Consider the following 26,357-nt stretch of genomic DNA (forward strand, 5'->3'; position numbering starts at 1 on the left):
AGTGTCGAACGGCCGAGGAAGACGGGACCCTGAATGAAGCCTATCGACTTCACGAGCCAGCAATACTTCCGGGATCCCGGACCTGCCATCGAGAGGTTGAGGGAGATTGGGCCCGTCGTCCGGGTGAAGTTTCCGATCGTCGGCAAGGTTTGGGTGACGACCACGCAGGAGCTGGCGGCCCGGGTCCTGAAGGACGGCGCGGCTTTCTCGCTGCGCAACGAGGGAGGACTGATTGCCGGCCTCCGCTGGTGGATGCCTGCGACGGTTGCCGCGGTCGCCGACAACATGCTCACCATGGACGAGCCGGATCACACCCGGCTGCGGAGCATCGTGGACGAGGCGTTCCGCAGGCGCGCCATCCTGGATATGGAGCCGCGCATTCTGGCCCTTGCCCAGGGTTTCGCTGACACACTGTTTGCCGAGGGAAGCCCGGCTGATTTGGTGGAAAGATATGCCCGCAAGCTTCCCCTGTCGGTCATGTGCGAATTGCTGGGCCTTCCCGAGCGCGATCAGCCGCAGTTCATCGCCTGGACCGAAAGCCTCACCCGGCTGACCGGCAGGTTCGGCGTGCTCGGCTTCATCCCGGCCATAAGGTCGATGAAGCGCTACCTGGAAGCCTATCTCGAATCCACGCCCGAGGGAGGGGAAGGCCTCATCGCGGAGCTTGTCCGTGTGGAAAAGGAAGGCGGCCGGATCAGCAAGCGGGAAATGGTCGCGATGGTCTTTCTCCTGCTTGGCGCCGGAACCGAAACCACCACTCACCTCATCAGCGGCTCCGTCTACGAGCTGGTGCGGAACCCGGGTCTGCGGGATTGGCTTGTCGCCGACTGGAGCCGTCTCAATCTGGCCATTGAGGAGTTCCTGCGGTTCATCTCGCCCGTGCAGTTCTCCAAGCCGCGCTTTGTTCGCCAGGATCTGGATCTGGATGGAGTTCAGCTCAGGCGAGGCGAGAAAATCATGGCCATGCTGGCGGCTGCCAACTTGGATCCGCAGGTGATCGAAAATCCCGAACAGCTGGATCTGACCCGGCGCCCCAACCGGCATCTTGCATTCGGGACGGGCATCCACTTCTGCTTGGGCCATCAGCTTGCGCGCATCGAGGGCAAGTGCGCCTTGCAAGCCCTTTTCACCCGCTGGCCGAACCTCGTGCTGGCCGAGCCCGAGGCCCGGATTCGGTGGCGCGAGCGGCCCGGGCTCAGGGCCCTCGCGCACCTGCCGGTCGCATCGAGCTAGGTCATCCCGCTATAAGGCATGCCAGCTGCGAGACGGGAACGAGCGGCCTCCTGCCTGGTACGAGGCCCAGAAGATTGCACCCTGTCAATGCATCGTGGTGATGTCATTATGATGATGCTGGGCGTTGTCGTGCTCGTGATATTCGTAGTTCTTCATATGATCGACCGTGCTGGATGTAAAACAGACGACGTTGTGGACAGAATTTACGATGAAATCCTTTGTCGCACCCGCTGTATCCACGATACGATCGACAACCGTCTTTCCGAAATCCGTCGTAGCGTTATACGCGCTGACCATCCAGCCCGGCAAATTGAATGAAAGAGTGATGACTGACGATTGAGCAGCCTTGTCAGAAGGATCGACCATCATTTCCGACATAAGAATCTCCTAATGAAATGAGCATCGAGCCTCTCTTACTCTCCTATGGACTATGTTTGGCAAATTTGCATCTTTTTTGTGATAAAGAAGTATTTATCCGGTCGTGCATTATACATTTGAGCAATTCAGCAATTTTACACTTTTGAATAAACCACGCCCGAATAAGTAAAACACTTGAAATCACAGACGCCTCTGTGAAAGCCTGAACGAGCCAAAGACGGGAAACTTCGCCCGCCCATCACGGACGGGCCGCGGTAGAGCAGACGGGCTGTTTCGCTGGAATTTGGAACCAAACGGGCCGCTGCGGGTTTATGAACTGGAGTTGGCGCCGCCGGCCTTGAGCCGCAATCCGCGGCTGCAGGGATAGAACCTAAGCCGATCTCAAGCCCTCTGAATTGGACGAGCTGAAATGACCAATGCTTCGAAAGCGGACGTGGTGAGACCGAGAGCTACGCGGCAGACGCGGGATGACGAGACCACCAAAGCCGCACGAGCGATCATTGAAAGCGAGACGGCGGCTCGCGATGCCAAGACACATAGGCTACGCGCTGCCCGACTGGCCAAGGAAGCTGCGGATGCCGCGGAGCGAGCCCAGCCTCCGTCAAAGCCGCGTCCAGCGAAACCGAGGAAACGCTCTACCCCGTGACGGGCGGCTGACCAGTTCAGCGGTTCGAAGAAAGCGGAAACCCTTTAGCGGCTGTTAGGGAGCCTCTCTATTGGGCTCCTGCATCGGTCCGGGCCTTGGCTGCTGAACAAGCTTGCGTGCTTGCACATCGACCCTCGGCACCATGACTTCCTCGACCTCTTCCGGGCTGACGTGCAAAATGTCCAATCGGTCGAGATCGATGCCCGGCCGCTCTGCTGCGAATTGGCGGGCGAGCTCCATCGCCCGAGCCTCGATAGCTTCCCTTGAAGGCATCTCGCCGCCTTCAAACGTGATGCTGTCGTGAATGTGCGCGACGTTGCCCGTGTCCCTGTCGAAAACCACGCAGGCCTGGTGGTCGATGACCCGCAAGCCGGGCGAATGATCGAAATGCATTGCAGCCTCCCCTCACCTGCTCAGAAGATATGCAACGTGAACAGTGCCCTGGCAGCACACCTCGGACTGGTGGAAACAGCGACCGTCAGTGTTCTCAGCCCCTGCCGGTAAATTGCTGACCGCCACTGCCAGTAATAATTGCCGAAGTTCTCTTCCCCCGCTTGAACGGAGGCGGCGCGGGCGATCCCGGCGGCTTGAACCGATTCTCCGACCACCATGTTCAAGCTCGCTGTGACGAAGATATTGCCTGGCACCATGTTGAAATCGGAGGTCCGGGTCAGAAAGTCATCGCCTGCCCACTGGGACCAGGACCTCGTATGCATGTTGTTCACGGGCATAACACTTCCCTCGCTTGTCGATGGACAGTGCCCGCTTCCCGCAGCGCCGCCCCATGAGATGGGGATGTCGGCAGGGATCGGCGTCGGATGATAGTGCGAGCCTGGACCCTCGCGCAATGGGCGATGAATGGGGGGCCGGCCCCCAATGCTTCGTTTTGCATGACTTGGCCGAAGATCAGGATTAGATTGCCAGAATTGGGGCAAGCGAAAGCAAGAAACGGGGAAGGGAAATGCCCAAGATCTCGCACATGTTCTTCAAGAGCGCCGTCCTGTTCCTGATTCTCGGCGTCTGCATGGGCATCGTCATGGCGATGACCGGCGACCACAGCCCGATGGGTGCTCACGCGCACCTCAACCTTCTCGGCTGGGTCAGCAGCGCCTTGTTTGGCGGGTACTATGCATTGAACCCCGTCAAGGCCCAGCGAAAGCTCGCGGTCGCCCATTTCTACGTCTTCACCTTGGGCGTCGTCGTGATGATTCCCGCTCTTTATTTCATGCTGATGGGCAACACGGCACTGGAGCCGCTCGTCGCCGCCGGGTCGCTGATCGTGCTGGTCGGCGTGCTGCTGTTTGCTGCGGTCATGTTCACCAGCGAAAAGCCGGAAGCTGCTCTGCCCATGGGAACGGTCGCCCGTTGAGCGGCCGTGCCGCGTGCCGCCGGTGCGGGATCACACCCACAGATCGTCGCTTGCCGGGCTGACGTTGTCTTCGCCCTGGTCTTGATGGTGCCGGTAATACGCGCATCGCGAGCCACCCTCCGACAGAAGGTTCTCTATCTCGATGAAAACAGCACCGTCATCTTCATCGACATACGTCTTTTGAGAATCCACCACCCTGATCGACACGCTTGTCCCTCCTTGGTGCCGGAAATGCGCAATGCTGGCGTGAGAACCTGTCCAACTCTAGGCCAAATGGAGGCCGCATCCGGTGATGCCTGGCAGCACAATCGGCCAGCCCTCACCAGAAGCACCCGGCAGGGGAACCCTGCAGAAGGCGGAGAATACCCGTGAGCACTGAGTCCCCGGTCGCGGCGCCACGAGCCGCGCAGCCATTATGGCCTCGCACATTGCTGTTGGCGGTCGCGGCGATCGAGAGCATGAGCGGCCTCTCCAATTCGGTCATCCTCTTCGGCGATATGTCCGAGGTGCCCGGGCCCGGGCTTGGCGGGTTGCTCATCAAGATCAGCTTGGCCCTTCATCCGCTCTTTGCGGTGGCCGCGCTGGTCTTCGTCAGCATCGGCTGGATATCCCAAGCCATCCTCGCCCTGGCGGCGGTGCTTGTTATCGAATGGCTGAGCATTCTGCCCTCAGCCGTGCACCACGGCTTGGATTTCCAAGGCCCGGGCGCCGTGTTCTCCACGATCTATTTCCTGGCGCTCCCGGCGCTGGCGCTTGCAGCGGCCGCGCTGGTCTGGCGCCATTCGCCAAGGCAAATCCTGCCTGTCCTGCTGGTCAGCATCCCGACGCTCGCCGGCATGGCCGGCTTCGCCGCCTTTGCCCTAGGCGTCATGATCTACGGCTTCTGACCCCGTGGCGCCGGCTCACGTCCCGAACGGCGGCACGTAGAGACAACGGGTGTGACCCGGTTTTGGCTGGCACATGTGAAAGCGACTGTCACGGCTCCGGCGCTCGCGGGCATCGCCAAAGGGAATGATTTCGCCAGTGGCGCGGATGAGCCACCCTCTCGACGTTGCTGTCACCGACCCGTCCGCGAGAGCATAGCAATCTCGATCGTGGCAGCAGTCGACGTCATACCAGTCGTGGGCTAACGCTGGCGAAGACAACATCAGTAATGCAATGAGACACGTGCGAACCATTCTCTTCTCCACAGCTCGGCTGCCTTTTCCGAGACGTGCGATGAAGGCAAGTGAGGTCCGCCCGTCGCCACTTGCGACCTTCAACGCAGCAGCGTCTGTCCATGCTCCCCGCGCAACGGTTTCGACCGGGTTAGCGATCCAATTTGCTACAGTAAACGTTACGGATTCGCATAAAGGTTGCGGTTTTTCGCCAGCAATTCTCGTATAAATTGTCCACAATCGTGGAATCACGGCCATGCTTGCGCGCGCAACGGCTTTTCGCCATCAAGCCAGCATGGTGTTGAACGCGGACCCCCTGCCCATCGACGACGTGCTTCCCGAACTGCTGTCGGCGCTCAGCCGCGCCCATGCGGCGGTCCTCGTCGCGCCGCCGGGGGCCGGCAAGAGCACTCGGGTGCCCCTCGCGCTGCGCGAGGCCTCTTGGGCCCGCCAAGGGCGCATCCTCATGCTGGAGCCGCGCCGGCTCGCGGCCCGGGCGACGGCCCGCCGCATGGCCTCCCTGCTCGGGGAAGAGGTGGGGCACAGCATCGGCTACAGGGTGCGCTTCGAATCCAGGGTCTCCAGCGCAACCCGCATCGAGGTGCTCACGGAAGGTATCTTCACCCGGATGCTGCAGGAAGATCCCGCACTGGCCGGGGTGAGCGTCGTCATCTTCGACGAGTTCCACGAGCGCAGCCTGGATGCGGATCTCGGCCTCGCCTTGGCCATCGAGGCGCGCATCCTGCGGGAAGATCTGCGGATCCTGGTGATGTCCGCCACCATCGATGCAGCGCGAATAGCCAAACTGCTGGATGACGCGCCGGTTCTGGTCTCCGAAGGCCGCGCCTTTCCCGTCGAGACCCGCTATGTGGACCGCGATCCAATGGCGCGCCTCGAGCTGCAGGCGGCGGATGTGGCGGCCGCGGCGGTAAAGGCGGAGCGGGGTTCGGCCTTGGTCTTCCTTCCCGGACAGGCAGAGATCCGCCGCACGGCCGAGCACCTTGAGGGCAGGCTGCCGATGGAGGTCGAGGTCATTCCACTCTACGGCCAGCTCACGGCCGCGGAGCAGGATCGCGCGCTCAAGCCCGCGCCGCCTGGCCGGCGCAAGGTCGTGCTTGCCACCGCGATTGCCGAGACCTCCCTCACCATCGAAGGCGTGCGTATCGTCGTCGACAGTGGCTATGCGCGCAAGCCCGCCTATGATCCCGCCACCGGCCTGACCACGCTCGTGACGACGCGGGTGTCCCGTGCTGCCGCCGACCAGCGCCGCGGCCGCGCCGGCCGCACCGAGCCCGGCGTCTGCTACCGCCTGTGGAATGAAGGACAGACCGCGGCGCTCGCGCCCTTCGACATGCCCGAAATCCTGCAGACGGATCTCGCCGGTTTCGCCCTCGACCTCGCCAACTGGGGCGTCACCGACCCCGCTCAGCTCGCCCTGCTCGATCAGCCGCCCAAGGCGGCCTGGCGGGAGGCCGTGACGCTGCTGCACAGCCTGCATGCCCTGGATGAGAACGGCCGCATCACGGCGGAAGGCAAGGCCCTTGCCAAGCTGCCTCTGCACCCGCGGCTCGCCCATATGGTGCACGCGGCCGCGCAGGACGGCGATCTCCTGACGGCGGCGGAGCTCGCCGTCCTGGTGACCGAGCGGGGGCTCGGCGGCGATGACGTGGACCTCGCCGAGCGCTGGCGGCGGTTCCGGCACGATCGCGCGCCGCGCGCGGAGGACGCGCGGCTTATGGCGCGGCGATGGGCGCAAGCCGCAGGCGGTGAGAACCGCGTGCCGGCGGAGACAGTCGGCATTGGACGGCACCTGGCGCGAGCCTATCCCGACCGGATCGCCCAGAACGCGGGGGCCGCTGCCGGACAGCGCAGTGGGGGCGATGCCATCCGCTTCCGCATGGCCAACGGACGCTCCGCCTTTCTCGATTCGGTTGAGCCGGTGAGCCGCTCGGCCTTCCTGGTGGTCACCGACGTGACCGGCACCGCCGCAAGCGGCCGGATCCGGGGATGTGTCGCCCTCGCGCGCGCCGATCTCGAAGAGCTGTTCGCCGCCGACATCAGGGAAGAGGTCACCTTGTCCTTCGATTCGGCCTCACAGTCGGTTCGTGCCCGGCGTCGCCGAACGTTCGGCGCGCTCAGGCTCGATGAAGCGCCGGCGCCGATCGCCGATCCCGCCGCGGCCGCCGAGCTGCTCGCTGCGGCCATTGCGGAGAGGGGCGTCGGCATTTTGCCCTGGAGCAAGGAACAGCGGGCGCTGCGTGCCCGGGCGCACTACCTCGCCACCACGCTGGGCGCGCCATGGCCCGACCTGTCCGACCAAGCGCTTGCTGCCAACGGTGCTGCCTGGCTCGCGCCTTACATTGCCGGACGCACGTCCCTCGCCGAGATCACCGCGGCCGATCTGGCCGCCGCGCTCGACGCCATGTTGCCCTACCCGCAGCGCGCCGAACTCGACAGATTGCTGCCGTCGCACTTTTCGGCGCCGTCGGGCTCGCACATCCCCATCGACTATGAGACGGAGAATGGCCCGGTCCTTGCGGCGAGGGTGCAGGAGCTGTTCGGGCTCGACCGGCACCCCGCCGTCGCCGATGGTCGCGTTCCCCTGCGCGTGGTGCTGCTGTCGCCCGCCCATCGCCCCATTCAGACCACGCGTGACCTGCCCGGCTTCTGGCGCGGCAGCTGGCGCGATGTGGCCAAAGAGCTCAAGGGCCGCTACCCCCGTCACTTCTGGCCGGATGATCCCGTGACAGCCCAGGCAACGGCCCGGGCCAAGCCGAAGGGCGGGTGACCTTTGCGCTTGTGACCTCGTCCGGTCGGTTGTAAGAGGGCCTGAAGACAAGCATGGAGAGATGCTCATGGCGTCGCATCGTCTGCTTCTGGCGGGCGCGATCACTGCAGCTGTCCTGAATGCGCAACCGGGTTCCGCGGAGACCGTTCCCGCGGTCGGCCAGCTCAAATCGTTCAAGGACTGGGTGATAGGCTGTGACAACACGAGGCGCTGCACGGCGCTTGGGCTCACGCCGGAGAACGGCAGCGACGGCTACATCGCCATCAAGCGCGACGGTGTTGCCGAATCGGCCCCGACGCTCACCCTCGTGGTGCTGATGCAGTCGCGCTTCAGAAGGCCCACCCTCTCCGTTCAGCTCGACGGCAAGGCTCCGGACGGGAAATCCAGCTGGCGTGCGCGCATTGCCCAGCCCTATGCTCGGGTTGTGGTGACCGGGGCCGATGCGATGAAGCTCATCGATGCCTTCCGCCAGGCGAAGACGCTTACCTTGCGCCTGAGCGAAAGAGGAAGAAAAGCAATCGACAGTGCGCCGGTTTCTCTCGCCGGTTCGGCGGCGGCACTGCTTTATATGGACGATCAGCAGCAGCGGGTGGACACCACGACCGCCCTGGTGAAGAAGGGCCCGGAGGCCGCACAGGCAGTGCCCCAGCCACCGGCGTCGCCGGTGCACGACGCGCTGCCCATGGTGGAGATCGCGAACCCGCCACCGCCGCCGGCCGGCATTCCCGCCGCCGACGACGAGAATTGCCAGGCCTATGATCCGCTTGCCCTGAAGGTGAATGCGATCAGCACCGTCTGGGGTATCTGCAGCAACGCTGCGGCCTACAATTTCGACTACCGGTTTTGGATCGACGGTGCGGCCGGGCCGCAGGAGCTTGCATTCTCGATGCCAGGGAGCCGGGAGAGTGCCACCTCCGTCTTGACCAATCCCGGACTGTCTGAAAGCGGAAGAGTGCTTTCCGCCTTCTACAAGGGCCGGGGTCTCGGCGATTGCGGGACAATCAGCGACTGGGTATGGGACGGCATCGGATTCAAGCTTCTGTCCTATTCCGCCATGGACACCTGCAGCGGCGTTGCGCCGGACGACTGGCCGGTCCTGTTCACCGCGAAAATGAAATAAGAGCCGCGCATCACCAGAACGTCTGGCCTTCCCTTGTGCGCCTTGGCAGCCCGGCCATCCGAGCCATGCGTCGCGCGCATCAGTGTATCGGCAGCTTTCGCATGACGCATCCCTTCCAAACCGGATGCCACTCCCTATAATCCGCGCTCGCAAGCCCTATGCTCCGGCCGCTTCCCCTGGCGGCCAGAACGGACGTGACCCATGTATCCCGACAGTTTGCTCCACATAGACGGCGTCTGGTGCCGCGGCGCCGCCGGCAAGCGCGGAACGGTGCTCAATCCTGCCACCGGCACGCCCCTTGGCCATGTCGAGCATGCCGACATTGCCGATCTCGACCGCGCGCTCGGCGCCGTGGAGAAAGGTTTCCGCACCTGGCGGCGCATGTCGGCTTACGACCGCTACAGGATCATGCGCAAGGCGGCCGACCTCCTGCGCGAACGGGCCGACGAGATTGCCCGCATCATGACGCTCGAGCAGGGCAAGCCCCTGGCCGATTCCCATGCCGAGACGCTGCGCGGCGCCGATACCATCGACTGGTTTGCCGAGGAAGGGCGCCGCGCTTATGGCAAGATCGTGCCTTCGCGCGCCGAGCACGTGCAGCAATATGTGGTGAAGGAGCCGGTCGGTCCCGTCGCCGCCTTCACCCCGTGGAACTTTCCCATCAACCAGGCGGTGCGCAAGGTTGCAGCGGCGCTGGCCTGCGGCTGCTCCGTTATCCTGAAAGGGCCGGAAGAGACGCCGGCGAGCTGCGCGGCGCTCGTGCAGGCCTTCATCGACGCAGGCACGCCGGCCGGCGTGGTCAATCTGGTGTTCGGCGTGCCGGCAATGATCTCGGAATATCTCATCCCGCATCCGGTGATCCGCAAGATTTCCTTCACCGGCTCCACGGCGGTAGGCAAGCACCTCGCCTCGCTCGCCGGCCGCCACATGAAGCGGGTCACCATGGAGCTGGGCGGCCACTCGCCCGTGCTGGTCTTCGACGATGCGGACCTGCCTTCCGCCATCGACATCCTGGTCAGCCGCAAGTTCCGCAACGCGGGCCAGACCTGCACCTCGCCCTCGCGCCTTCTGGTCCAGGATGGCCTCTATGACCGTTTCGTCGACGCGTTCATCACGGCCGCCGAGAAGGTCAAGGTGGGCGACGGCCTCGAGCCGGGGGTCGAGATGGGGCCTCTGGCCCATGTCCGCCGCCTCGAGGCCATGGAAGCCCTGGTGGCGGACGCGATCGCGCAAGGAGGCCGCCTGCGCACGGGCGGCCACCGCATCGGCAACCGGGGCTATTTCTTTGCGCCCACCGTGCTCACCGAGGTGCCCGTGAGCGCGCGCATCATGAACGAGGAGCCGTTCGGACCGGTGCTGCCGATCCTGCGCTTCTCCACCTATGAGGAAGCCATGGCGGAAGCCAACCGCCTGGCCTATGGCCTGACGGCTTATGCCTATACCCGCTCCGCGCGCATCGCGGCCGATATCGCCCGCGACATCGAAAGCGGCATGGTGTCGATCAACCACCAGGGCTTGGGCATGATCGAGGTCCCCTTCGGCGGGGTGAAGGATTCTGGCTATGGCTCGGAAGGCGGCAGCGAGGCCATGGACGACTACCTCGTGAACAAGGTCGTCACGCTCAACATCCTCTAATGGCTCGCGCCGTGTGCTCCTGGATGCCCTGGTCAAGCCAGGGCATGACGAAATGCTTATGTTTCAAATACTTGCGTCACCGCCGGGTACCGACCCGGCGGTCCAGGGGCCAAGATAAAAAGCTTGTGCCCTTGACGGCCTATCGACTGCTTCAGAGCACCGGCGGTCGCTCGGCCGTGCGAACCGCCACCTCGCCCTTGGCCCGCCGCGAGCGGTTGACGAAGCGCTCCAGGCGGTTCACCCCATAGGCCGCGATCAGGCTCACCACCAGCAGGATGATGGCGGCCGCCGTGTAAGGTTCGTTGTAGCGATAGGTCTGACCCGCGATGTTGTTGGCCGCGCCGAACACGTCGATGACGGTGATCGCGGCGAGCAGCGGCGTCTCCTTGAACAGCCCGATGAGGAAATTGCCGAGCGGCGGCAGCATGGGCGGCAGCGCTTGCGGCAGGATCACCTTGGCCCAGGTCACCGGCCAGGCAAGGCCAAGCGCCTTGGCCGCCTCCCACTGGCCGCGGGGAATGGCTTCGATCCCGGCGCGGTAGACCTCGGCCAGATAAGCGCCGATATGCAGGCCCAGCACCAAAATGCCGGTGGTGAGCGCGCCGAAGCGCACCCCATAGGCCGGCAGCACGTAGAACACGAAATAGAGCTGCACCAGGAGCGGCGTGCAGCGCATGACAGCGATATAGCCGTCGCAGAACCGGCGCAGCAGCGGCAGCCCCGAGCGGCGGCCGAGCGCCAGCAGCAGCCCCACCACCAGCGCGATCGCAAATCCGCCGAGGGTCGCCTGGATGGTGACGACCAGGCCCCGCAGCAGCTCCGGCAGGATCTCGCCCATGAACCGCCAATCGATCATGCCGGGCTCCCGCGGAACCGCGCGGCACGCTTCTCCAGCATCCGCACCACCCAGGTGAGCGGATAGGCCATGGCGAAGTAGATGAGCAGCACCAGGCCCCACACCGTGAAGGGCATGCCGGTGGTGACCACCATCTGCCGCCCGGCGAAGGTGAGCTCGGTTATGGTGATCAGCGACACCAGGGATGATGCCTTGATCAGGTCGATGAGCATGTTGCCGAAGGAGGGCAGCATGATCACGAAGGCCTGCGGCAGCACCACCAGGAAATAGGCCTGCAGCTTGCTCATGCCCAGGGCGGCGGCCGCCTCGTGCTGGCCTCGCGCCACGGCTTCGAGGCCGCTGCGCACCACCTCGGAGCCGAAGGCCGAGAAGTTCATGGCAAGGCCCACCACTGCCGTGGTGGTGGGAGAAAGGCTCACCCCGAAGCTCGGCAAAATGAAGAACAGATAGAACAGCTGCACGATGGCCGAGGTGCCGCGAAACACCTCCACATAGGCAACCGTCAGCAGCCGCAGCGGCGTCCATGGGGCCGCACGCGCCGCGGCCACCAGGAACGAGAGCACCAGCGCCAGCACCGCCGCCAAGGCGGTGATCTTGAGCGTGACCGCAGCCCCCTTCAGGAGCTGCGGCAGCACCACGGCAACGCTTTCACCGATGTCGAGCACGCGGGCTCAGGCCGCTTTGCAGAGACGCTCGGCAGTGTCCTCGGCCGTCGGCAGCTCGTCCTTGCCGTAACCGTATTTGGCGATGATCTCCAAGAGCTTGCCCGAGGCCAGCATCTTGGCAATCTCGGCATCCAGCACCTGCTTGAGATCGGTGTCGGCCTTGCGCAGCCCCATGGCGGAATAGCCATATTGCGGCTTGCCGTCCGGCCCGACCATTTGATGGAAGGGCTCGACCCGCTCCACCGCCGGATCATTGGCGGTCTTGAGCAGATCGCCCAGCTCGAGGCCGGGGAAGTAGATCACGTCGGATCGGTTCGCCTTGAGGCCGGCCAGCGCCTCGGTGGCATTGGCATAGAGCACGACCCGGTCCTTCGGCACGCCGGCCTGCTCCAGCTCGCCGACCTGGGCCGAGCCATTCTGCGTGCCCACGATCACGTCCGGGTTCTTGACCACGTCCGCGACGCTGTGCACGCCCTTCGGGTTGCCCTTGAGCGCAACGAAGCCATAGCCCGCACGCGTCACCGGATTGGTGAAGATGATGGCCTGGCAGCGCGGCGGCGTGATGTACATGCCCGCGCCGATGATATCGAACCGGTTGGCGTTGAGGCCCGGGATCATGGCGCTGAATTCCACGATCTCGGCCTGCATCTCCTTCACCCCGTGCGGCTCCAGTGCCGCCTGGATCAGATCGGGCACTGCGCCGACGAGCTTGCCGTTCGTGTCGACGAAGCCATACGGCCGCTCATTGGCGATGCCCACCGAAACCTTGCCAGTGCGCTTTATGCGTTCGAGCGTCGTCTCCGCGCGGGCCAAAGACGGCAGAACCAGCGCCGATGCCAAGGAAAGGCTCGCACCCAGCAGGTGCCGACGAGTGACCGACATGATGATTGCTCCCCATTATAAGCTTTAAGGCTCCTTGACGCCGGCAGGAATGACGTGTCCTGATCGCCGCCAACGCACTGCAGCATAGAGCAAATGAGCGCCGCCATGAATGCCGGAATGCAAAGATCCGAGATTTCCTTCCCCTACCCCGCCCTGGCCGGCTGGCGGTGGCCTGCCGTCGTCTTCACCGGCCGGAGGCCCGGCCCGAAACTGGCGGTGATCGCCGGCATCCACGTGAACGAGACGTCCAGCATCGAGGCGGTCATCCGCCTGCAGCGGCTGATCAGGCCCGAGGATCTCAGCGGCGAGATCCGCATCATTCCGGTCGTGAACCTGCCCGCCGTGCCGCATCGCTCGCAATATATCTGTCCGATCGACGGGAAGAACATCAATTTCAGCTTTCCCGGACGCCCGGACGGCACCTTTTCCGAGCAGCTCGCCTGGGCCCTCCTCGACGACTGGGCCAGGGACGCCGATTGCTTCATCGACCTGCATGGCGGCGACCTCTGCGAGAACGTCGCGCATTTCACGGTGGCCCAGCAGATCGGCGACGAGGCCTTCGACAGACGCAACGTGGAGATCGCGGCTTGCTTCGATGCGGAGCTGATCGTGCGGCTCGCCCCCTCGCACCTGGAAAAGCCCGGCCGCAGCTGCACCGGGCGTGCGACGCGCCGGCAGCACGCGGCCTTCGCCGAGGCCGGCCGCATCGGCATCATCGAAGAGCGCAATGTCGAGTTTCACCTGAATGGCGTGCTGCGCGTCGCGCAGCTCCTCGGCATGATCACCTCGGCCCCGCCCAAGTCCCGCGCGCCGGTCTTCGTCGACGAATATCTATGGATCCCCGCGCCCCACGACGGCTTCTACCGCTATCACGTAAATCCGGGCCAGAAAGTCGAGCAGGGCCAGGTGTTGGCGGTGGCCGAGAACACCTATGGCGACCGGCTCGGTGACGTGCGCGCGCCCGTTTCCGGCTATATCCTCTGGAGCCTCACCCACGCCTTCGTCATGAAGGACAGCTTCGTCATGGGGCTGGGCAAGCCCGCGGCTTGATCACGCCCGCGCCATGAACAGGAAATAGCCGATCGTGCAGAACAGGTTTTGCTGCGCGTGAAGGCCGGCCAGTCCTGCGCGCCATTCCGCAAGCTCGTCCGCCGTGATCTTGCCGTCCCGCTGCGCCGTCTCGCCGGCCTGAGTGAAGTAGTTCGCCGCCAGGTCCTGCGGGATGACCAGCACGCGCGTTTCGAGGGAAATATCCGCAAAGCCCGCCTGGGCGAGCATCTCGGTGAGCCGACCCGGCAGCCAGCTATGCCGCACCGCCACGTCGCATTCGTGGGCCAGCACCCGCCGAACCAGATCGCGGTTCGGCAGGTTGACGGACGTGAGCGTCAGGTCGGGCTCGATCACCGCGATCTCGGCGCCTGGCCGCGCCACCCGCTTCATCTCCCTGAGGACCGCTGCCGGATCATCGATATAGATCAGCAGCCGCTCGGCGCGCACCACATCGAACTGACCGTCGCCATACGGCAAGGCCGTGGCATCCCCGGCCTCATAGGCAATGGACAGCCCCTGGCGCTCGGCCCGGCGCCTTGCTTCGGCGATGAAGCCCTCGCTCTTGTCGATGCCGCATACCCGTCCGGCGGAGCCGACCGCCTGCACCAGGCGCTCCGTCTCCAGGCCGAAGCCGCAGCCCACGTCCAGCACCGATGTGCCCTTGTTTATCCGCGCCCGGGCGAGCGCTTTCAGCGCCTGCAGCTGCGGAATGGCATCGAAGCTTTCCAGAGCCGCTATGTAGGTTGCAAGCGCATGAGCATCATCCACATCGGTGAATGTCTGCAGCGCGACGTCCTGCTTATCCATTTCCGTCATTCCCGATCGCCCGCGAGTCCAGCAAGAGCCAGGCTGCCGGAATGTGCAAGAAAAATTAGCGAAAATTTCGAGAAGCCGTTGGCCGAAACCGAGAGGCCTCGTAGAGTCCGACGCCTTGCCCGCAAGGGCGGCCTTCCGCGGCGGGCCTGCGGATGTTTGCGCATCTGTCGAATGATCAGAGGACCCAGGGAGTGTCAAACATGTTTCGGCTTAAGCATGCGTTGTTCGTCTGCTTGGGGCTGGCTGCCGCGTCCGCGTCCGCACAGGCCTATATGAGCACCATCCAAATGGGCGACATGCAGTTTGCCGCGCCCGAATTCGCCGTGCTCGACCGCTGCCTGGAGGCAGCCGGAATGCCGGCCGATCTCGAGAAGCGCTTCTTCGACGCGATCAATTATTCCTGCCCCGGCGATCCCTCGCAGATGGCAGAGATCAAGTCCTCGTGGGACCAGGCCAAGGCCGCCGGCGGCGAATGCCCGCCCGCCGAGAGCCTCGGCGAGCGCTATGAGGCAGCGAAGGCGGAAATCGAAAAGCTGATCATTGAAGCGGATTGCAATTAGCGCGCGGGCCCAGCCGCAAAGCACCACCTAGCCCTTTGGTGGCTGGCCGTCCTGCAGCTCCTGCACATAGATGTGGTCCGTATGCCGGCCGGCATAGCCGCTGTCGATGTTGTCGATGATGCGGTCGGCGTCGCGCTCCACGGCACGCAGAATGGCGTCGATCTTGGCCTCCATGCGATCGTCGCCTTCCTTCGATTGCGGCGAGCCGACATAGAACAGAAAGGCCAGGCCACCGACCTGCCAGAGCAGCTGCAGGAACTCCGACTGCCAGTTCTCCAGCGTGTCGCGCAGCATTTGAATGGTATATTGCGTCACCTCGACCGGCTGCCCATGAGCGCTCTGCTCGTCCACATAGGAAAACCAGCCGAAGATCCAATGGCCGGTCAGCGTGATGAGAAATAGTGCGAGCGTGATCCAACCGTAGCTATAGTCTCTCCAGACAGACCGCATGGTCCTCTCCTTGAGGATAGCGCACGTAAGCTTCGCCACTGCAATCAACACGGATGAGGCCAGGTTGGATCCGCGCGACGGGGCAGGCACGGCGCCCGGAACAGCACGACGCTGAAATCGTTGTCGTCGAGCCACGCTTCCCTTTACCATCGGGGCGCGAGCCAGACGGGAGGTCGCGATGAGCGAGAACAGAAGTCCCGACGAACGTGCCAGCCCCAATACCGATATTCTCCGTGCCGCGATCGATGCCGGTCGGACCCGGGACAAGGTTGCAGGGCCGGATCCTGCCGCAGCGCCGCTCGGCACGGACGACGAGGCTGGCGGCGCGCCGGCCAGCCCGGCCGAAGTCGAGATCGCCCTCAGGAACGAAGCCGGGCGAGCGGCCTCGGAACCTGAACGCACGGGCCTGAACAAGGTCTGGCCCTGGCTGCTGGCGGTGCTGGTCGTGATCGCTATCTTCGCATTGCTGCTGGCTATTTCGGTTTGAACTCCAAGAGGGCCGCTCCCACATGCCCCAAGGCGCAGGCGTAGGCGAAAGCATGAGCATGGACGAGCCGACCCAGCACGAGATCCAGCGTTGGCTGGTGACCGCAAGCCTCTCCGGCAGACCGGAGGTGGAGCTCATGCGCGGCTTTTGCGACAGGTGCAGATCCCACGGGCTGCCTCTCTCCCGCGGTCTCATTTTCATCGACACTCTGCATCCCATCTTCGAGGGTCGGGGCGTGCGCTGGGACGAGCACGGCCTCAGCGAGGCGGAGCTCATCGAATACGGCCGCACCAATGAGGGCGAGGCTGCCGCCAACTGGCGGCGTACGCCGTTCTACTGGCTGCTGGAGAACGGCAAGCCGGACGTTCAGCTCAGGCTCGACGGCGCGCTGCCGATGCCCTCGACCATGCTGGCTGATCTCGCGGCGCAGGGCCACGTGGACTACTTCGCCTGTGTGCACCGGCTGGAAAGCGAGACCACCATCGGCGAGATGGACTGCGTCTATTCCCACTGGACGACGCGGCGGCCGGAAGGTTTCTCAGACATTCACATCAAGGCGCTGCGCAACCTCGTGCCGGCGCTGGCGCTGGCGATCAAATCGGCGGCGCTTGCCAAGATCGCGGACACACTGGCGCACGTCTATCTCGGGCGCGATGCCGGCCAGCGGGTCCTCAGCGGCCGCATTCTCCGCGGCGTGGCCGATCCCATCAATGCGATCCTCTGGTTCTCCGACCTGCGAGGCTATACCGCCATCAGCGACAGCGCCGATCCGGCCGAGCTCATCCCTCTGCTCAATGACTACGCGGAGGCCGCGATCACCGCCATCTGCAATGCCGGCGGCGACGTGCTCAAGCTGATCGGCGATGGCGTGCTTGCCATCTTCAACGAGGCCGATGCGTCCGACGCCGCTCGCGCGGCCCTTCGCGCCGAGCGCGAATTCCGCAACCGGATTGCTGACTTGGCAAGCCGCCGCACGAGCGAAGGGCGGCCCACCACGACCGCCTATGTGGCGCTCCACAGCGGGACCATGTTCTTCGGCAATATCGGCAGCCACGAGCGGCTCGACTTCACGGTGGTCGGGCCGGCCGTGAACGAGGCGAGCCGCATCCTGTCCATGTGCCGCTCGGTCGACCGGGATCTGCTCGTCTCGACCGAATTCCAGGCGCTGCTGGACCCGGTGGCCCAGGCCCAGTTCGTCTCCGTCGGCCGCTTCGCTCTGCGCGGCATCACCCGCTCTCAGGAACTGTTCACCCTTGATCCGGCGATCCGCCTGGGGGGCGCCCCGGCGCGCCATTACGAGCGCATGCTGGCGCAGACAGGCTGAGCACCCCAACCGTCCCCGTATCGATCGGATCAGTTCCGGCTCTTGTCGACCAGCGCCTTTTCCTTGATCCACGGCATCATGTCGCGCAGCCGTGCGCCGACATCCTCGATCGGATGCGCCTGCGCCTTGGCCCGCATCGCCTTGAACGAGGTCTGCCCCACCTTGTTCTCCAGCATCCAGTCGCGGGTGAAGCGGCCGGACTGGATATCGTTCAACACGCGCTTCATCTCGGCCTTGGTTTCGGGCGTGATGATGCGCGGGCCGGTGACATACTCGCCATATTCCGCCGTGTTGGAGATCGAGTAATTCATATTGGCGATGCCGCCCTCATAGATCAGGTCGACGATGAGCTTCACCTCGTGCAGGCACTCGAAATACGCCATTTCCGGCGCATAGCCCGCCTCGACCAGCGTCTCGAAGCCGGCGCGGATCAGCTCGACGAGGCCGCCGCACAGCACGGTCTGCTCGCCGAACAGATCGGTCTCGCATTCCTCCTTGAAGGTGGTCTCGATGATGCCCGCCCGACCGCCGCCGATCGCCGAGGCATAGGACAGGCCCAGGTCGTGGGCATTGCCGGACGCATCCTGATGGATCGCGAGCAGGCAAGGCACGCCCGCGCCGCGCGCATATTCCGAGCGCACCGTGTGGCCGGGGCCCTTCGGCGCCACCATGAGCACGTCGATATCCCGGCGCGGCTCGATCAGGTTGAAGTGGATGTTGAGCCCATGGGCGAACAGCAGCGCCGCGCCTTCCTTGAGATTGGCGTGCAGGTGGTCGCGATAGATGTCGGCCTGCAGCTCGTCCGGGGTCAGCATCATGACCACGTCGGCCCACTTCGCCGCATCGGCCACGTCCATCACCTTGATGCCTTCCCGCTCCGCCTTCGCTGCCGAGGCCGAGCCGGGGCGCAAGCCTACCGCCACCTCTTTCACGCCGCTGTCGCGCAGATTGAGCGTATGCGCATGGCCCTGGCTGCCGTAGCCGATGATGGCGACCCGCTTGCCCTTGATGAGATTAACGTCCGCATCCCTGTCGTAATAAACGCGCATTAGCCTTCCTCTCTCGTGTGTGTTTGGCCCGGCACAGGACGTCCATCCCAGGCGCAATCGCTCGGCATCCGCCCCGATCGCCGGGGACAATAGCCGCGGAAATGCCCGTTGCAAGGGGCTTGCACGCAGACGGCCTTGCAACCCACCGGGGCCACCGGCTAGGCGCGCATCGCCTCGGGTCCCCGGGCAATCGCCGCGATGCCCGTCCGGCAGACCTCCACCAGCCCCAAGGGCTGCATGAGGGCCACGAACTGGTCGATCTTGGCGGGCTTGCCGGTGAGCTCGAAAATGAAGGACTCGATCGACGCGTCCACGATCTTGGCGCGGAAGGCGTCCGCCAGCCGCAGCGCCTCCACCCGCTTCTCCCCTTTGCCCGCCACCTTGATCAGCGCGAGCTCCCGCTCGACCGCATCGCCCACCACCGTCAGGTCCGCCACCGAATGCACCGGGATCAGGCGGTCGAGCTGCGCCTTGATCTGCTCGATCACCATGGGCGTGCCGGTGGTGACGAGGGTGATGCGCGAGAGATGCGCCGCATGCTCGGTTTCCGACACGGTCAGGCTGTCGATATTGTAGCCCCGTCCGGAAAACAGGCCGATCACCCGGGCCAATACCCCCGGCTCATTGTCCACGAGCACCGAAATGGTATGGCGCTCGATCTCGTCGTTCTTCTTCAGCATGGCGCAACCCTCTTTCAGCGTGACCGGGCGCAATCTGGCCCCCGCGTCACACCATCATCCGCCCTTCCTCGGACACCTCGACCTCTCCGAGATCATCGGCCACGTCCTGGCCGAGCAGCATCTCGTTATGCGCCTTGCCCGACGGGATCATCGGGAAGCAATTGGCAAGGCTCGCCACCCGGCAGTCGAACAGCACGGGCCGTTCCACCTCGATCATCTCGCGGATCGCATCGTCGAGTTCCGACGGCTTGGTGGCGCGGATCCCGTGGCAGCCGAAGGCATCCGCCAGCTTCACGAAATCCGGCAGGGACTCCGTATAGCTGTGTGACAGCCGGTTGCCGTGCAGCAGCTCCTGCCACTGCCGCACCATGCCCATGTACTGGTTGTTCAGGATGAAGATCTTGATCGGCAGTCCGTACTGGATGGCCGTCGACATCTCCTGCATGTTCATCAGCACCGAAGCATCGCCCGCGATATCGATCACCAGCGCGTTCGGATGGGCCATCTGCACGCCGATCGCCGCGGGAAGGCCGTAGCCCATGGTGCCGAGCCCGCCGCTGGTCATCCAGCGGTTGGGCTCCTCGAAGCGGTAGAACTGCGCTGCCCACATCTGGTGCTGCCCCACCTCGGTGGTGATGTAGGTGTCGCGGTCCCTGGTCAGGGTGTAAAGCCGCTCGATCGCATATTGCGGCATGATCAATTCGTCGTTGTAGCGATATTTCAGGCAGTCCTTGGCGCGCCATCCATCGATCGTCGCCCACCAGTCCTTGAGCGCCTGCCGGTCGGAGATGGCCGCCTTGGACTTCCAGATCCGGATCATGTCCTCCAGCACATGGGCGCAGTCGCCGACGATCGGGATCTGCACCGGCACGTTCTTGTTGATTGAGGAGGGATCGATATCCACGTGGATCTTGATGCTGTTCGGCGAGAACGCGTCGAGCCTGCCGGTGATGCGGTCGTCGAAACGCGCGCCCAGGCAGATCATGACGTCGCAATCGTGCATGGCCATGTTCGCCTCGTATGTCCCATGCATGCCGAGCATGCCCAGCCATTGCGGGCTCGAGGCGGGGAAGGCGCCCAGCCCCATCAATGTCGACGTCAAGGGAAAGCCGGTCATCCGCGCGAATTCCCGCAAGAGCCGGCTGGCCGCGGGGCCGGAATTCACCACACCGCCGCCGGTGTAGAACACCGGGCGCTTTGCGGCAGCCATGACGTCCACGGCCTCGCGGATCTTGCCGAGATCTCCTTTGACCCGCGGCCGGTAGGTCTTGTGCGCCACGTTCGACGGGCCGGTGTAGCGGCCTTTGGCGAACTGCACGTCCTTCGGAATGTCGACCACCACGGGGCCCGGACGGCCCGAACGGGCCACATAGAAGGCCTCGTGCAGGACCCGGGCAAGGTCGTTCACGTCGCGCACCAGCCAGTTGTGCTTGGTGCAAGGCCTCGTGATGCCGACCGTGTCGCATTCCTGGAACGCATCGCTGCCGATCAGGTGGGTCGGCACCTGTCCGGTGATCACGACCAGCGGGATCGAGTCCATGAGGGCATCGGTCAAGCCGGTCACGGTGTTGGTGGCGCCGGGCCCCGAGGTTACCAGCACGCAGCCCACCTTGCCCGTCGAGCGGGCATAGCCTTCCGCCGCGTGTGCCGCGCCTTGCTCGTGCCGCACCAGGATGTGGCGAAGCTTGTCCTGCTGAAACAGCTCGTCATAGATCGGTAGCACGGCGCCGCCGGGATAGCCGAAGATATGTTCGACACCCTGGTCGATCAGGGTTCTTATGACGATTTCAGCCCCGGTCATTTCCTGGGTCATGGCAAGCTCCACGTTCTTTCGTCGGGCCAAATAAAAAAGGGCCTCGAGGGCCCTTGTCGCGCACGCTCCGGATTTCGGCTCAGCTGCTTGCTGGCCGGGGCGTGCGCGATCCTACTACGAGAATGAGTCCGGTCATCCGTTCAGTCCGACGGCTTTGAAACTGGTGGCGGACGATAGCGGGACCGGAGCAGCCGGTCAAGCGCTGATCCCTGCCCGTCCATCTATTCCTCGCGCGCGCTTCATTGTTCATTTACGTGGATTTTCTACCTCAAGGTGTAGGAATAGATAACATGATAATGTAAATTGTAATCGTAACGCTTGCCGCGACGCGATTCGGAATCGAGCAGTGGCATGCCGAACACACAATCGTAGCGTGCGCGCACCAGAAACTTTCGTCTGGCGTGCAATGCGTCCAAGGGTGTTGCCATGCGTTCCCAAGGCTGCCCCACCAGTTGTCGAGCATGTTGATCACGCGAGGAGTTCACAATGAAAGTTGACAAGGCTTGCCCGCCGCCCCATCCCGGCGCTGTTCTTAGGGAAAAGGTGCTTCCCGATATCGGGCTGACCAAGAGTGCCATGGCCCGTCGTCTGCAGATCTCCCGGACCCTGCTGTACGGGCTGCTCGGCGAGCGCTATTCGGTGACCCCGGAAATGGCTCTCAAGCTGGCCCGGCTTTGCAGGAACAGGCCGGAATTCTGGCTGAACCTGCAGCGGGACTATGATCTCTGGCATGCAGCCCGAACCATGAAGCTCAAGGCGGCCAACCGGGCAGCCGAAATGAACGCCGACGCCGCGGCATGACCTTGGTCGACGCGGTCAGGCCATCTTCAGTGCGTTAGCGCCGCTGGTCGCGGCTACCCGCTTCCAAGCGGCGCTACGCCATTCTTCTCATGCCGTGAGGCTCATCGGCCTGCAAGCTCCGCCAGGAGCATGTCCAGCAGCCGTGGGTCTTGCGGGTCGCCCGTCCGCCACGCCGCCATTTGGTTGCGGAACCAGGTCATCTGCCGCTTGGCGTAGCGGCGGGTTCGTTGCTGCGCCATGCGGATCGCCTCATCGAGCGCCAGTCGGCCCTCCACCACATCGGCAAGCTCCGCCACGCCGATCGCCTTCATCGCCGGCAGGGACGGATCAAGACGGCGCGTAATGAGTGCCCGCACTTCGTCCAACGCGCCGGCGTCGATCATTTGCGCGAACCGGCGGTCGATCGTCGCGTAGAGCCGCTGACGGTCCGGGCTCAGGATCAGGCGCGTGACACGAGCCGCTTGCAGCAGCCGGGCTCCGTGCCCGCGCGCCTGCCACCGGGAAAGGCCCGTGCCGGTCGCATCCAGCACCTCGAGTGCCCGCACGACCCGCTGGCCGTCGCTGGGCCGAAGGGCGGCGGCCGTCTCCGGGTCGCGGGCCGCAAGAACAACATGGAGAGCTGCGCTGCCCTGTTCTGCGAGAGCCTCGCGCCATTTGCGGCGGATCGCGTCCGGAATGGGCGGGATTTCGGCCAGCCCCTGCTCCAGCGCGCGGAAATAGAGCCCCGTCCCGCCGACTACAACGGGAAGCCGTTCCTCGTCCCAGGCCGTGGAAATCGCCGCTTCGGCCTCGGCCAGCCAGCGTGCTGCTGAATAGGTCTCCTCCGCCTGCACGTGGCCATAGAGGCGATGGGGCGCCGTAGCCATATCTTCCGGCGAAGGTCGCGACGTAAGGATGGCGAGGTCGCGATAGACCTGCATGGCGTCCGCATTGATCACCACCCCATCCGTCCGCTGGGCCAGCGCCAGGGCGAGCGCGGACTTGCCGCTGGCGGTCGGTCCTGCGATAAGGACCACCCGCCGCTGGCTTTCGCCCGAATTCGGCCGCTCGGCTTGCGGCATCGCTCACCACCTCTTTACGTCGTGGACCGCATGGACACCGTCCTTCTTCTGATTGCAAGTGGCTTGCCTGGTGCACCGGTGATCGCGCAGGGTGAGATCGAGGCGGTCCGCCGGCCCCTAGGCCTCGCGCAGCCGGCGCGGTGGCTGAGCCCGGGCAAGGCCTGCGAATGGTCGCTTCCCCTGCCCGCGTCCGACCACCGCCGGGTTGAAGACGAGCTCCGTCAGAGGCTCGGCCCCGCCCCTATCGACGTTGCTGTCATTCCCGCTGCAAACCGGCGCAAGGCGCTGCTGGTGGCCGACATGGATTCCACCATCATCGGCCAGGAATGCATTGACGAGCTGGCCGTCCTGGCCGGCGTGGGCGACAAGATCAGCGCGATCACCGAGCGCGCCATGCGCGGCGAGCTCGCCTTCGAGGAAGCCCTTGAGGCGCGGGTCGCCATGCTCAAGGGCCTGGCCAGCGACGCCATAACCCGTGTGATCAGGGAAAGGATCACCTTCACCCCCGGCGGCCGCCAGCTGGTGCAGACCATGCGGGCCCACGGCGCACGCACGGCCCTCGTTTCCGGCGGGTTTACCGCCTTCACCGCGCACGTGGCCGAGATCGTCGGCTTCGATCACCATCACGGCAACACGCTGGTTGTGGAAAACGAGGTGCTCACGGGCGAGGTGGGCACGCCGATTCTCGGCCGCGACGCCAAGCTCGCGGCGCTGCGCGAGCTGTGCGCATCCGCGGGGATTGCCTTGGCCGACGCGCTCACCGTGGGCGATGGCGCCAACGACATCCCGATGCTTGAGGCCGCGGGGCTCGGCGTCGCCTTCCATGCCAAGCCAAAGGCGCGCGATGCGGCCGCCGTGCGCATCGATCATGGCGATCTGACCGCGCTTCTCTATCTCCAGGGTTATACAGACGCCGAATTTCGGAGTTAAATGTCCCCGGCGCAACCCGAGCAAAAGGAGTTATTCATGATCCGCAAAGCCAAAGCTGTCTGGTCCGGAAGCGGCAAGGATGGAACCGGCCACCTCTCCTCGGGATCGGGCGTGCTGTCGCAAACCCCCTACGGGTTCCGTTCGCGGTTTGAAAACGGCCCCGGCACCAACCCGGAGGAGCTGATCGCGGCCGCCCATGCCGGCTGCTTCACCATGGCCCTGGCGTTCCAGCTGCAGGGCGCCGGCTTCACCGCCGACGAGCTGACGACGGAAGCCGCTGTCGAGCTCGTGCCGGAGGGCGAGGGGTTCAAGGTTTCTTCCTCCAAGCTCAAGCTGGATGCCAAGGTGCCGGGCATCGACGAGCCCAAGTTCAAGGAGCTTGCGGAAAAGGCGGAAAAAGGCTGCCCCATCTCCAAGTTGCTGAACGCCGAGATCACCTTGGACTGGACGCTGAATAAGTGAGGTATCCACGTCATTGCCGCGCTGTATGCACTGCTGTCCGTAAGCAGTTGATGTTGCTTCTCAATCCGCCATGGCCGGCTCGACCGGGCCATCCAGGGCGCGCGCTGGATAAGCTTTCCTCCTGCGCCCTGGACCGCCGGGTCGGGGCCCAGCGGTGACGTAAATTGCTGATGTTGCGCTTAGAGCATGATCCCGAAAAGTGGAGACCGGTTTTCGGAAAAGATCATGCTCAAGCAAAGGCTTAGAGCGGGATGGCGAGTCAATGATACGTCATCCCGCTCTAGACCGCCACCGGCGCGGCGATATGGGGGTGGGCCTCATAGCCCACGATCTCGAAATCGTCGTAAGCGAAGTCGTCGATCGAGGTGACGTTGCGCTTGATCACCAGCTTCGGCAGGGGCAGCGGCTCCCGCCGCAGCAGCTCGCGCGCCTGCTCCAGATGGTTCAGATAAAGGTGCGCATCGCCGAAGCTGTGGATAAACTCGCCAGGCTTGAGGCCGGTCACCTGCGCCACCATGTGGGTCAACAGCGCATAGGAGGCGATGTTGAACGGCACGCCGAGGAACACGTCCGCCGAGCGCTGGTAGAGCAGGCAGGAGAGTCGGCCCTGCGCGACATAGAACTGGAACAGGCAGTGGCACGGCGCCAGCGCCATTTTGTCGAGATCGGCCACGTTCCACGCACACACGATATGGCGGCGGGAATCCGGATTGCTGCGCAGCTCGGCAACGACTTGGCCGAGCTGGTCGATCGCCTTCCCGTCCGGCGCCCCCCATGAGCGCCACTGCCTGCCGTAGATCGGGCCGAGATCGCCATTGGCATCGGCCCATTCGTCCCAGATCCGCACCCCGTGCTGCTTGAGATAGCCGATATTGGTGTCGCCGCGGATGAACCACAAAAGCTCGTGGATGATGGATTTCACGTGCAGCCGCTTGGTGGTCAGCAGTGGAAAGCCCTCGGCCAGATTGAAGCGCATCATATGGCCGAACACCGAAAGCGTGCCGGTCCCCGTGCGGTCGGACTTGCGCGTCCCCTGCGCCAGAATGCGGGCAACCAGCTCGTGATACTGTCTCATTCCGTTCTCCGGCGGCCTCCCGCCGCAACGATTTCCTGATGAATATATTGATTCTGGGAACGTTTCGCAGCCGCCCACCACGGTTGTGTACATGAATTTGGCCCGAGGATTGGAGGCATCCATGCGAGCCATACCGATTGCCCTTGCTCTTGGCATCGTCGCGGCCGTGACCGCCGGCGCGCGAGCCCAGGACCAGGCGCCGGCCGGCCCCTGCTCCGGTCTCAATCTGAAGATCGACAGCGGCGGCCAGGATGCGGGCGAGGGCAAGAACGCCTTTGCCTACAAGATCACCAATATCGGCGCGAAGCCCTGCACGCTCGACGGCCACCCGCGGGTCGAGCTGCTTGACCCGAAAGGCCAGCCGGTGCAGGACATGCCCGTAGAGGAAACCACCGCCAGCGCGGTGGTTTCGGCCGAGGACAGCGCAGGACCGGTGACCGTGCCGCCCGGTGGCGAGGCCTTCTTTGCGGTGGAATTCCCCACCGGAGGCGGCAGCGCCGATTGCCGCAACGCGGTCGAGCTGCGCGCGACCCTGCCCGGCACCAGCATGCCCGCCACCTTCGCCGGCAGCTTCACCGCCTGCGGCGGCCCGGTGCGCGTGACCCAGATCAATCCGGGCGCGAGCCCACTCGAATAGCATCCGGAAAGCGGGCCGCCCGAAACGGATGGAGAATTGCCCGCATGGGCCTTCTCATCGCGCGCCAATCTCCCTATATTACCCCTGTCGGCTCTAGGGCCGACTATGGTGATAAACGGAAGCCGCAATAAGCTCATCGGACCCGGGGGCGGTACCCGGCACCTCCACCACATGCCGCTGCCGCGCGGCGGCATCTGCTGGGGGTGAAATAGGATCGACGAGAGTGTAAAGGGCTATCTTTCACCCGGCATGGTACCGCCGTTATCGGGCTAAAATTATAGTTGCCAACGACAACTATGCTCCGGTTGCCCAGGCTGCGTAACGCAGCTTAAGCACCGAAATCAAAGCCCTTGGCTGTAGCAAGTCAAGGCGGGGTCCGGTGGGCACCTGGCAACAGAAGCCCCCATTCCCTTTTTGTTCTTCTTCCTCTATC

28 protein-coding genes and 1 other RNA gene are annotated in these 26,357 nt (G+C 64.3%); 15 read left to right on the forward strand and 14 right to left on the reverse strand.

The features are described 5' to 3' along the window. Positions 1-33: 33 nt before the first annotated feature. Entirely contained in the window at positions 34-1,233 is a 1,200-nt protein-coding gene (locus E4P09_RS09270) for a cytochrome P450 (protein WP_137389346.1), read from the forward strand. Positions 1,234-1,317: 84 nt separating this feature from the next. On the opposite strand, the gene E4P09_RS09275 is transcribed toward E4P09_RS09270, so the two are convergent. The 3 genes from E4P09_RS09275 to E4P09_RS09290 form a co-directional block, all read right to left on the reverse strand. After that, positions 1,318-1,611, reverse strand: a complete 294-nt coding sequence (locus tag E4P09_RS09275; protein ID WP_137389347.1) for a hypothetical protein — start codon at positions 1,609-1,611, stop codon at positions 1,318-1,320. Between the two features lie 700 nt (positions 1,612-2,311). Next, a complete protein-coding gene (locus E4P09_RS09285) occupies positions 2,312-2,650 on the reverse strand; it encodes a hypothetical protein (RefSeq protein ID WP_137389349.1) in 339 nt (112 codons plus the stop codon). A gap of 20 nt (positions 2,651-2,670) precedes the next feature. Beyond that, positions 2,671-2,982, reverse strand: a complete 312-nt coding sequence (locus tag E4P09_RS09290) for a hypothetical protein (RefSeq protein ID WP_137389350.1) — start codon at positions 2,980-2,982, stop codon at positions 2,671-2,673. A 236-nt stretch (positions 2,983-3,218) separates the two neighbouring features. Between E4P09_RS09290 and E4P09_RS09295 the strand changes: the two genes are divergently transcribed. Continuing rightward, positions 3,219-3,626, forward strand: coding sequence for a heme-copper oxidase family protein (locus E4P09_RS09295; protein ID WP_137389351.1), 408 nt, complete (start codon positions 3,219-3,221; stop codon positions 3,624-3,626). Positions 3,627-3,656: 30 nt separating this feature from the next. On the opposite strand, the gene E4P09_RS25895 is transcribed toward E4P09_RS09295, so the two are convergent. Further along, positions 3,657-3,833 (reverse strand): hypothetical protein, encoded by a 177-nt coding sequence (locus E4P09_RS25895; protein ID WP_170984327.1) that lies wholly within the window; start codon positions 3,831-3,833, stop codon positions 3,657-3,659. A 161-nt stretch (positions 3,834-3,994) separates the two neighbouring features. Here E4P09_RS25895 and E4P09_RS09300 point away from each other — a divergent pair, with 161 nt between their 5' ends. From E4P09_RS09300 to E4P09_RS09320, 4 genes are all read left to right on the forward strand, one after another. Continuing rightward, entirely contained in the window at positions 3,995-4,513 is a 519-nt protein-coding gene (locus E4P09_RS09300; RefSeq protein ID WP_137389352.1) for a hypothetical protein, read from the forward strand. Positions 4,514-5,039: 526 nt separating this feature from the next. After that, the gene (gene hrpB, locus E4P09_RS09310; protein WP_239025106.1) at positions 5,040-7,571 is read left to right on the forward strand and encodes an ATP-dependent helicase HrpB; all 2,532 of its coding nucleotides are present in this window, start codon (positions 5,040-5,042) and stop codon (positions 7,569-7,571) included. A gap of 67 nt (positions 7,572-7,638) precedes the next feature. After that, positions 7,639-8,691 (forward strand): DUF1176 domain-containing protein, encoded by a 1,053-nt coding sequence (locus tag E4P09_RS09315; protein ID WP_170984328.1) that lies wholly within the window; start codon positions 7,639-7,641, stop codon positions 8,689-8,691. A gap of 201 nt (positions 8,692-8,892) precedes the next feature. Next, positions 8,893-10,326 (forward strand): NAD-dependent succinate-semialdehyde dehydrogenase, encoded by a 1,434-nt coding sequence (locus E4P09_RS09320; protein WP_137389354.1) that lies wholly within the window; start codon positions 8,893-8,895, stop codon positions 10,324-10,326. Positions 10,327-10,477: 151 nt separating this feature from the next. Here E4P09_RS09320 and ehuD read toward each other — a convergent pair whose 3' ends face one another. The 3 genes from ehuD to ehuB are packed head-to-tail and all read right to left on the reverse strand — an operon-like array spanning position 10,478 to position 12,729. After that, complete coding sequence (gene ehuD, locus E4P09_RS09325; protein ID WP_137389355.1) at positions 10,478-11,182, reverse strand: ectoine/hydroxyectoine ABC transporter permease subunit EhuD; 705 nt, start codon at positions 11,180-11,182, stop codon at positions 10,478-10,480. Further along, entirely contained in the window at positions 11,179-11,847 is a 669-nt protein-coding gene (gene ehuC, locus E4P09_RS09330) for an ectoine/hydroxyectoine ABC transporter permease subunit EhuC (RefSeq protein WP_170984329.1), read from the reverse strand. The genes ehuD and ehuC overlap by 4 nt, the downstream gene beginning before the upstream one ends. A 6-nt stretch (positions 11,848-11,853) precedes the next feature. Then, positions 11,854-12,729: an ectoine/hydroxyectoine ABC transporter substrate-binding protein EhuB gene (gene ehuB, locus E4P09_RS09335; RefSeq protein ID WP_137389356.1), complete on the reverse strand. Its 876-nt coding sequence runs from the start codon at positions 12,727-12,729 to the stop codon at positions 11,854-11,856. A gap of 117 nt (positions 12,730-12,846) precedes the next feature. Here ehuB and E4P09_RS09340 point away from each other — a divergent pair, with 117 nt between their 5' ends. Then, entirely contained in the window at positions 12,847-13,779 is a 933-nt protein-coding gene (locus E4P09_RS09340) for a succinylglutamate desuccinylase/aspartoacylase family protein (protein ID WP_170984330.1), read from the forward strand. On the opposite strand, the gene E4P09_RS09345 is transcribed toward E4P09_RS09340, so the two are convergent. Continuing rightward, the gene (locus tag E4P09_RS09345; protein WP_137389358.1) at positions 13,780-14,595 is read right to left on the reverse strand and encodes a methyltransferase domain-containing protein; all 816 of its coding nucleotides are present in this window, start codon (positions 14,593-14,595) and stop codon (positions 13,780-13,782) included. It abuts the gene before it with no gap. Between the two features lie 200 nt (positions 14,596-14,795). Between E4P09_RS09345 and E4P09_RS09350 the strand changes: the two genes are divergently transcribed. Then, complete coding sequence (locus E4P09_RS09350; protein ID WP_137389359.1) at positions 14,796-15,155, forward strand: hypothetical protein; 360 nt, start codon at positions 14,796-14,798, stop codon at positions 15,153-15,155. A gap of 27 nt (positions 15,156-15,182) precedes the next feature. Here E4P09_RS09350 and E4P09_RS09355 read toward each other — a convergent pair whose 3' ends face one another. Beyond that, positions 15,183-15,605, reverse strand: coding sequence for a DUF6766 family protein (locus E4P09_RS09355; RefSeq protein ID WP_137389360.1), 423 nt, complete (start codon positions 15,603-15,605; stop codon positions 15,183-15,185). Between the two features lie 178 nt (positions 15,606-15,783). Here E4P09_RS09355 and E4P09_RS09360 point away from each other — a divergent pair, with 178 nt between their 5' ends. Continuing rightward, positions 15,784-16,092, forward strand: a complete 309-nt coding sequence (locus E4P09_RS09360; protein ID WP_137389361.1) for a hypothetical protein — start codon at positions 15,784-15,786, stop codon at positions 16,090-16,092. Positions 16,093-16,150: 58 nt separating this feature from the next. Further along, positions 16,151-17,416, forward strand: a complete 1,266-nt coding sequence (locus tag E4P09_RS09365; protein WP_137390237.1) for an adenylate/guanylate cyclase domain-containing protein — start codon at positions 16,151-16,153, stop codon at positions 17,414-17,416. Between the two features lie 29 nt (positions 17,417-17,445). On the opposite strand, the gene ilvC is transcribed toward E4P09_RS09365, so the two are convergent. From ilvC to E4P09_RS09380, 3 genes are all read right to left on the reverse strand, one after another. Next, the gene (gene ilvC, locus E4P09_RS09370; protein WP_137389362.1) at positions 17,446-18,465 is read right to left on the reverse strand and encodes a ketol-acid reductoisomerase; all 1,020 of its coding nucleotides are present in this window, start codon (positions 18,463-18,465) and stop codon (positions 17,446-17,448) included. A 158-nt stretch (positions 18,466-18,623) separates the two neighbouring features. Continuing rightward, entirely contained in the window at positions 18,624-19,145 is a 522-nt protein-coding gene (gene ilvN, locus E4P09_RS09375; RefSeq protein ID WP_137389363.1) for an acetolactate synthase small subunit, read from the reverse strand. A gap of 46 nt (positions 19,146-19,191) precedes the next feature. Next, positions 19,192-20,958: an acetolactate synthase 3 large subunit gene (locus tag E4P09_RS09380; RefSeq protein WP_137389364.1), complete on the reverse strand. Its 1,767-nt coding sequence runs from the start codon at positions 20,956-20,958 to the stop codon at positions 19,192-19,194. Positions 20,959-21,444: 486 nt separating this feature from the next. Between E4P09_RS09380 and E4P09_RS09385 the strand changes: the two genes are divergently transcribed. Continuing rightward, positions 21,445-21,759 (forward strand): HigA family addiction module antitoxin, encoded by a 315-nt coding sequence (locus tag E4P09_RS09385; protein WP_137389365.1) that lies wholly within the window; start codon positions 21,445-21,447, stop codon positions 21,757-21,759. A 101-nt stretch (positions 21,760-21,860) separates the two neighbouring features. On the opposite strand, the gene miaA is transcribed toward E4P09_RS09385, so the two are convergent. Continuing rightward, a complete protein-coding gene (gene miaA / locus E4P09_RS09390) occupies positions 21,861-22,820 on the reverse strand; it encodes a tRNA (adenosine(37)-N6)-dimethylallyltransferase MiaA (RefSeq protein WP_137389366.1) in 960 nt (319 codons plus the stop codon). 30 nt (positions 22,821-22,850) lie between these two features. On the opposite strand from miaA, the gene serB reads away from it, so the two are divergent. Both serB and E4P09_RS09400 read left to right on the forward strand, forming a co-directional pair. Beyond that, a complete protein-coding gene (serB, locus tag E4P09_RS09395; RefSeq protein WP_137389367.1) occupies positions 22,851-23,750 on the forward strand; it encodes a phosphoserine phosphatase SerB in 900 nt (299 codons plus the stop codon). A 36-nt stretch (positions 23,751-23,786) separates the two neighbouring features. After that, positions 23,787-24,212, forward strand: coding sequence for an OsmC family protein (locus E4P09_RS09400; RefSeq protein ID WP_137389368.1), 426 nt, complete (start codon positions 23,787-23,789; stop codon positions 24,210-24,212). Between the two features lie 280 nt (positions 24,213-24,492). Here the strand turns inward: E4P09_RS09400 and E4P09_RS09405 are convergent, their stop codons facing one another. Further along, the gene (locus tag E4P09_RS09405; RefSeq protein WP_137389369.1) at positions 24,493-25,287 is read right to left on the reverse strand and encodes a thymidylate synthase; all 795 of its coding nucleotides are present in this window, start codon (positions 25,285-25,287) and stop codon (positions 24,493-24,495) included. 121 nt (positions 25,288-25,408) lie between these two features. On the opposite strand from E4P09_RS09405, the gene E4P09_RS09410 reads away from it, so the two are divergent. Next, positions 25,409-25,924 (forward strand): DUF4232 domain-containing protein, encoded by a 516-nt coding sequence (locus E4P09_RS09410; protein ID WP_170984331.1) that lies wholly within the window; start codon positions 25,409-25,411, stop codon positions 25,922-25,924. A 47-nt stretch (positions 25,925-25,971) separates the two neighbouring features. Continuing rightward, positions 25,972-26,332, forward strand: a transfer-messenger RNA (tmRNA) gene (ssrA, locus tag E4P09_RS09415). Positions 26,333-26,357: the final 25 nt, after the last annotated feature.

The organism is Rhodoligotrophos defluvii (genome assembly GCF_005281615.1).
Lineage (GTDB): Bacteria > Pseudomonadota > Alphaproteobacteria > Rhizobiales > Im1 > Rhodoligotrophos > Rhodoligotrophos defluvii.

Bases quoted from the DNA above. Each gene is read 5' to 3' on its own strand.
- E4P09_RS09270 (WP_137389346.1), top strand. From the start codon at position 34: ATGAAGCCTATCGACTTCACGAGCCAGCAATACTTCCGGGATCCCGGA.
- E4P09_RS09275 (WP_137389347.1), bottom strand. From the start codon at position 1,611: ATGTCGGAAATGATGGTCGATCCTTCTGACAAGGCTGCTCAATCGTCA.
- E4P09_RS09285 (WP_137389349.1), bottom strand. From the start codon at position 2,650: ATGCATTTCGATCATTCGCCCGGCTTGCGGGTCATCGACCACCAGGCC.
- E4P09_RS09295 (WP_137389351.1), top strand. From the start codon at position 3,219: ATGCCCAAGATCTCGCACATGTTCTTCAAGAGCGCCGTCCTGTTCCTG.
- hrpB (WP_239025106.1), top strand. From the start codon at position 5,040: ATGCTTGCGCGCGCAACGGCTTTTCGCCATCAAGCCAGCATGGTGTTG.
- E4P09_RS09315 (WP_170984328.1), top strand. From the start codon at position 7,639: ATGGCGTCGCATCGTCTGCTTCTGGCGGGCGCGATCACTGCAGCTGTC.
- E4P09_RS09320 (WP_137389354.1), top strand. From the start codon at position 8,893: ATGTATCCCGACAGTTTGCTCCACATAGACGGCGTCTGGTGCCGCGGC.
- ehuD (WP_137389355.1), bottom strand. From the start codon at position 11,182: ATGATCGATTGGCGGTTCATGGGCGAGATCCTGCCGGAGCTGCTGCGG.
- ehuB (WP_137389356.1), bottom strand. From the start codon at position 12,729: ATGTCGGTCACTCGTCGGCACCTGCTGGGTGCGAGCCTTTCCTTGGCA.
- E4P09_RS09340 (WP_170984330.1), top strand. From the start codon at position 12,847: ATGCAAAGATCCGAGATTTCCTTCCCCTACCCCGCCCTGGCCGGCTGG.
- E4P09_RS09345 (WP_137389358.1), bottom strand. From the start codon at position 14,595: ATGACGGAAATGGATAAGCAGGACGTCGCGCTGCAGACATTCACCGAT.
- E4P09_RS09350 (WP_137389359.1), top strand. From the start codon at position 14,796: ATGTTTCGGCTTAAGCATGCGTTGTTCGTCTGCTTGGGGCTGGCTGCC.
- E4P09_RS09355 (WP_137389360.1), bottom strand. From the start codon at position 15,605: ATGCGGTCTGTCTGGAGAGACTATAGCTACGGTTGGATCACGCTCGCA.
- E4P09_RS09360 (WP_137389361.1), top strand. From the start codon at position 15,784: ATGAGCGAGAACAGAAGTCCCGACGAACGTGCCAGCCCCAATACCGAT.
- E4P09_RS09365 (WP_137390237.1), top strand. From the start codon at position 16,151: ATGGACGAGCCGACCCAGCACGAGATCCAGCGTTGGCTGGTGACCGCA.
- ilvC (WP_137389362.1), bottom strand. From the start codon at position 18,465: ATGCGCGTTTATTACGACAGGGATGCGGACGTTAATCTCATCAAGGGC.
- ilvN (WP_137389363.1), bottom strand. From the start codon at position 19,145: ATGCTGAAGAAGAACGACGAGATCGAGCGCCATACCATTTCGGTGCTC.
- E4P09_RS09380 (WP_137389364.1), bottom strand. From the start codon at position 20,958: ATGACCCAGGAAATGACCGGGGCTGAAATCGTCATAAGAACCCTGATC.
- E4P09_RS09385 (WP_137389365.1), top strand. From the start codon at position 21,445: ATGAAAGTTGACAAGGCTTGCCCGCCGCCCCATCCCGGCGCTGTTCTT.
- miaA (WP_137389366.1), bottom strand. From the start codon at position 22,820: ATGCCGCAAGCCGAGCGGCCGAATTCGGGCGAAAGCCAGCGGCGGGTG.
- serB (WP_137389367.1), top strand. From the start codon at position 22,851: ATGGACACCGTCCTTCTTCTGATTGCAAGTGGCTTGCCTGGTGCACCG.
- E4P09_RS09400 (WP_137389368.1), top strand. From the start codon at position 23,787: ATGATCCGCAAAGCCAAAGCTGTCTGGTCCGGAAGCGGCAAGGATGGA.
- E4P09_RS09405 (WP_137389369.1), bottom strand. From the start codon at position 25,287: ATGAGACAGTATCACGAGCTGGTTGCCCGCATTCTGGCGCAGGGGACG.
- E4P09_RS09410 (WP_170984331.1), top strand. From the start codon at position 25,409: ATGCGAGCCATACCGATTGCCCTTGCTCTTGGCATCGTCGCGGCCGTG.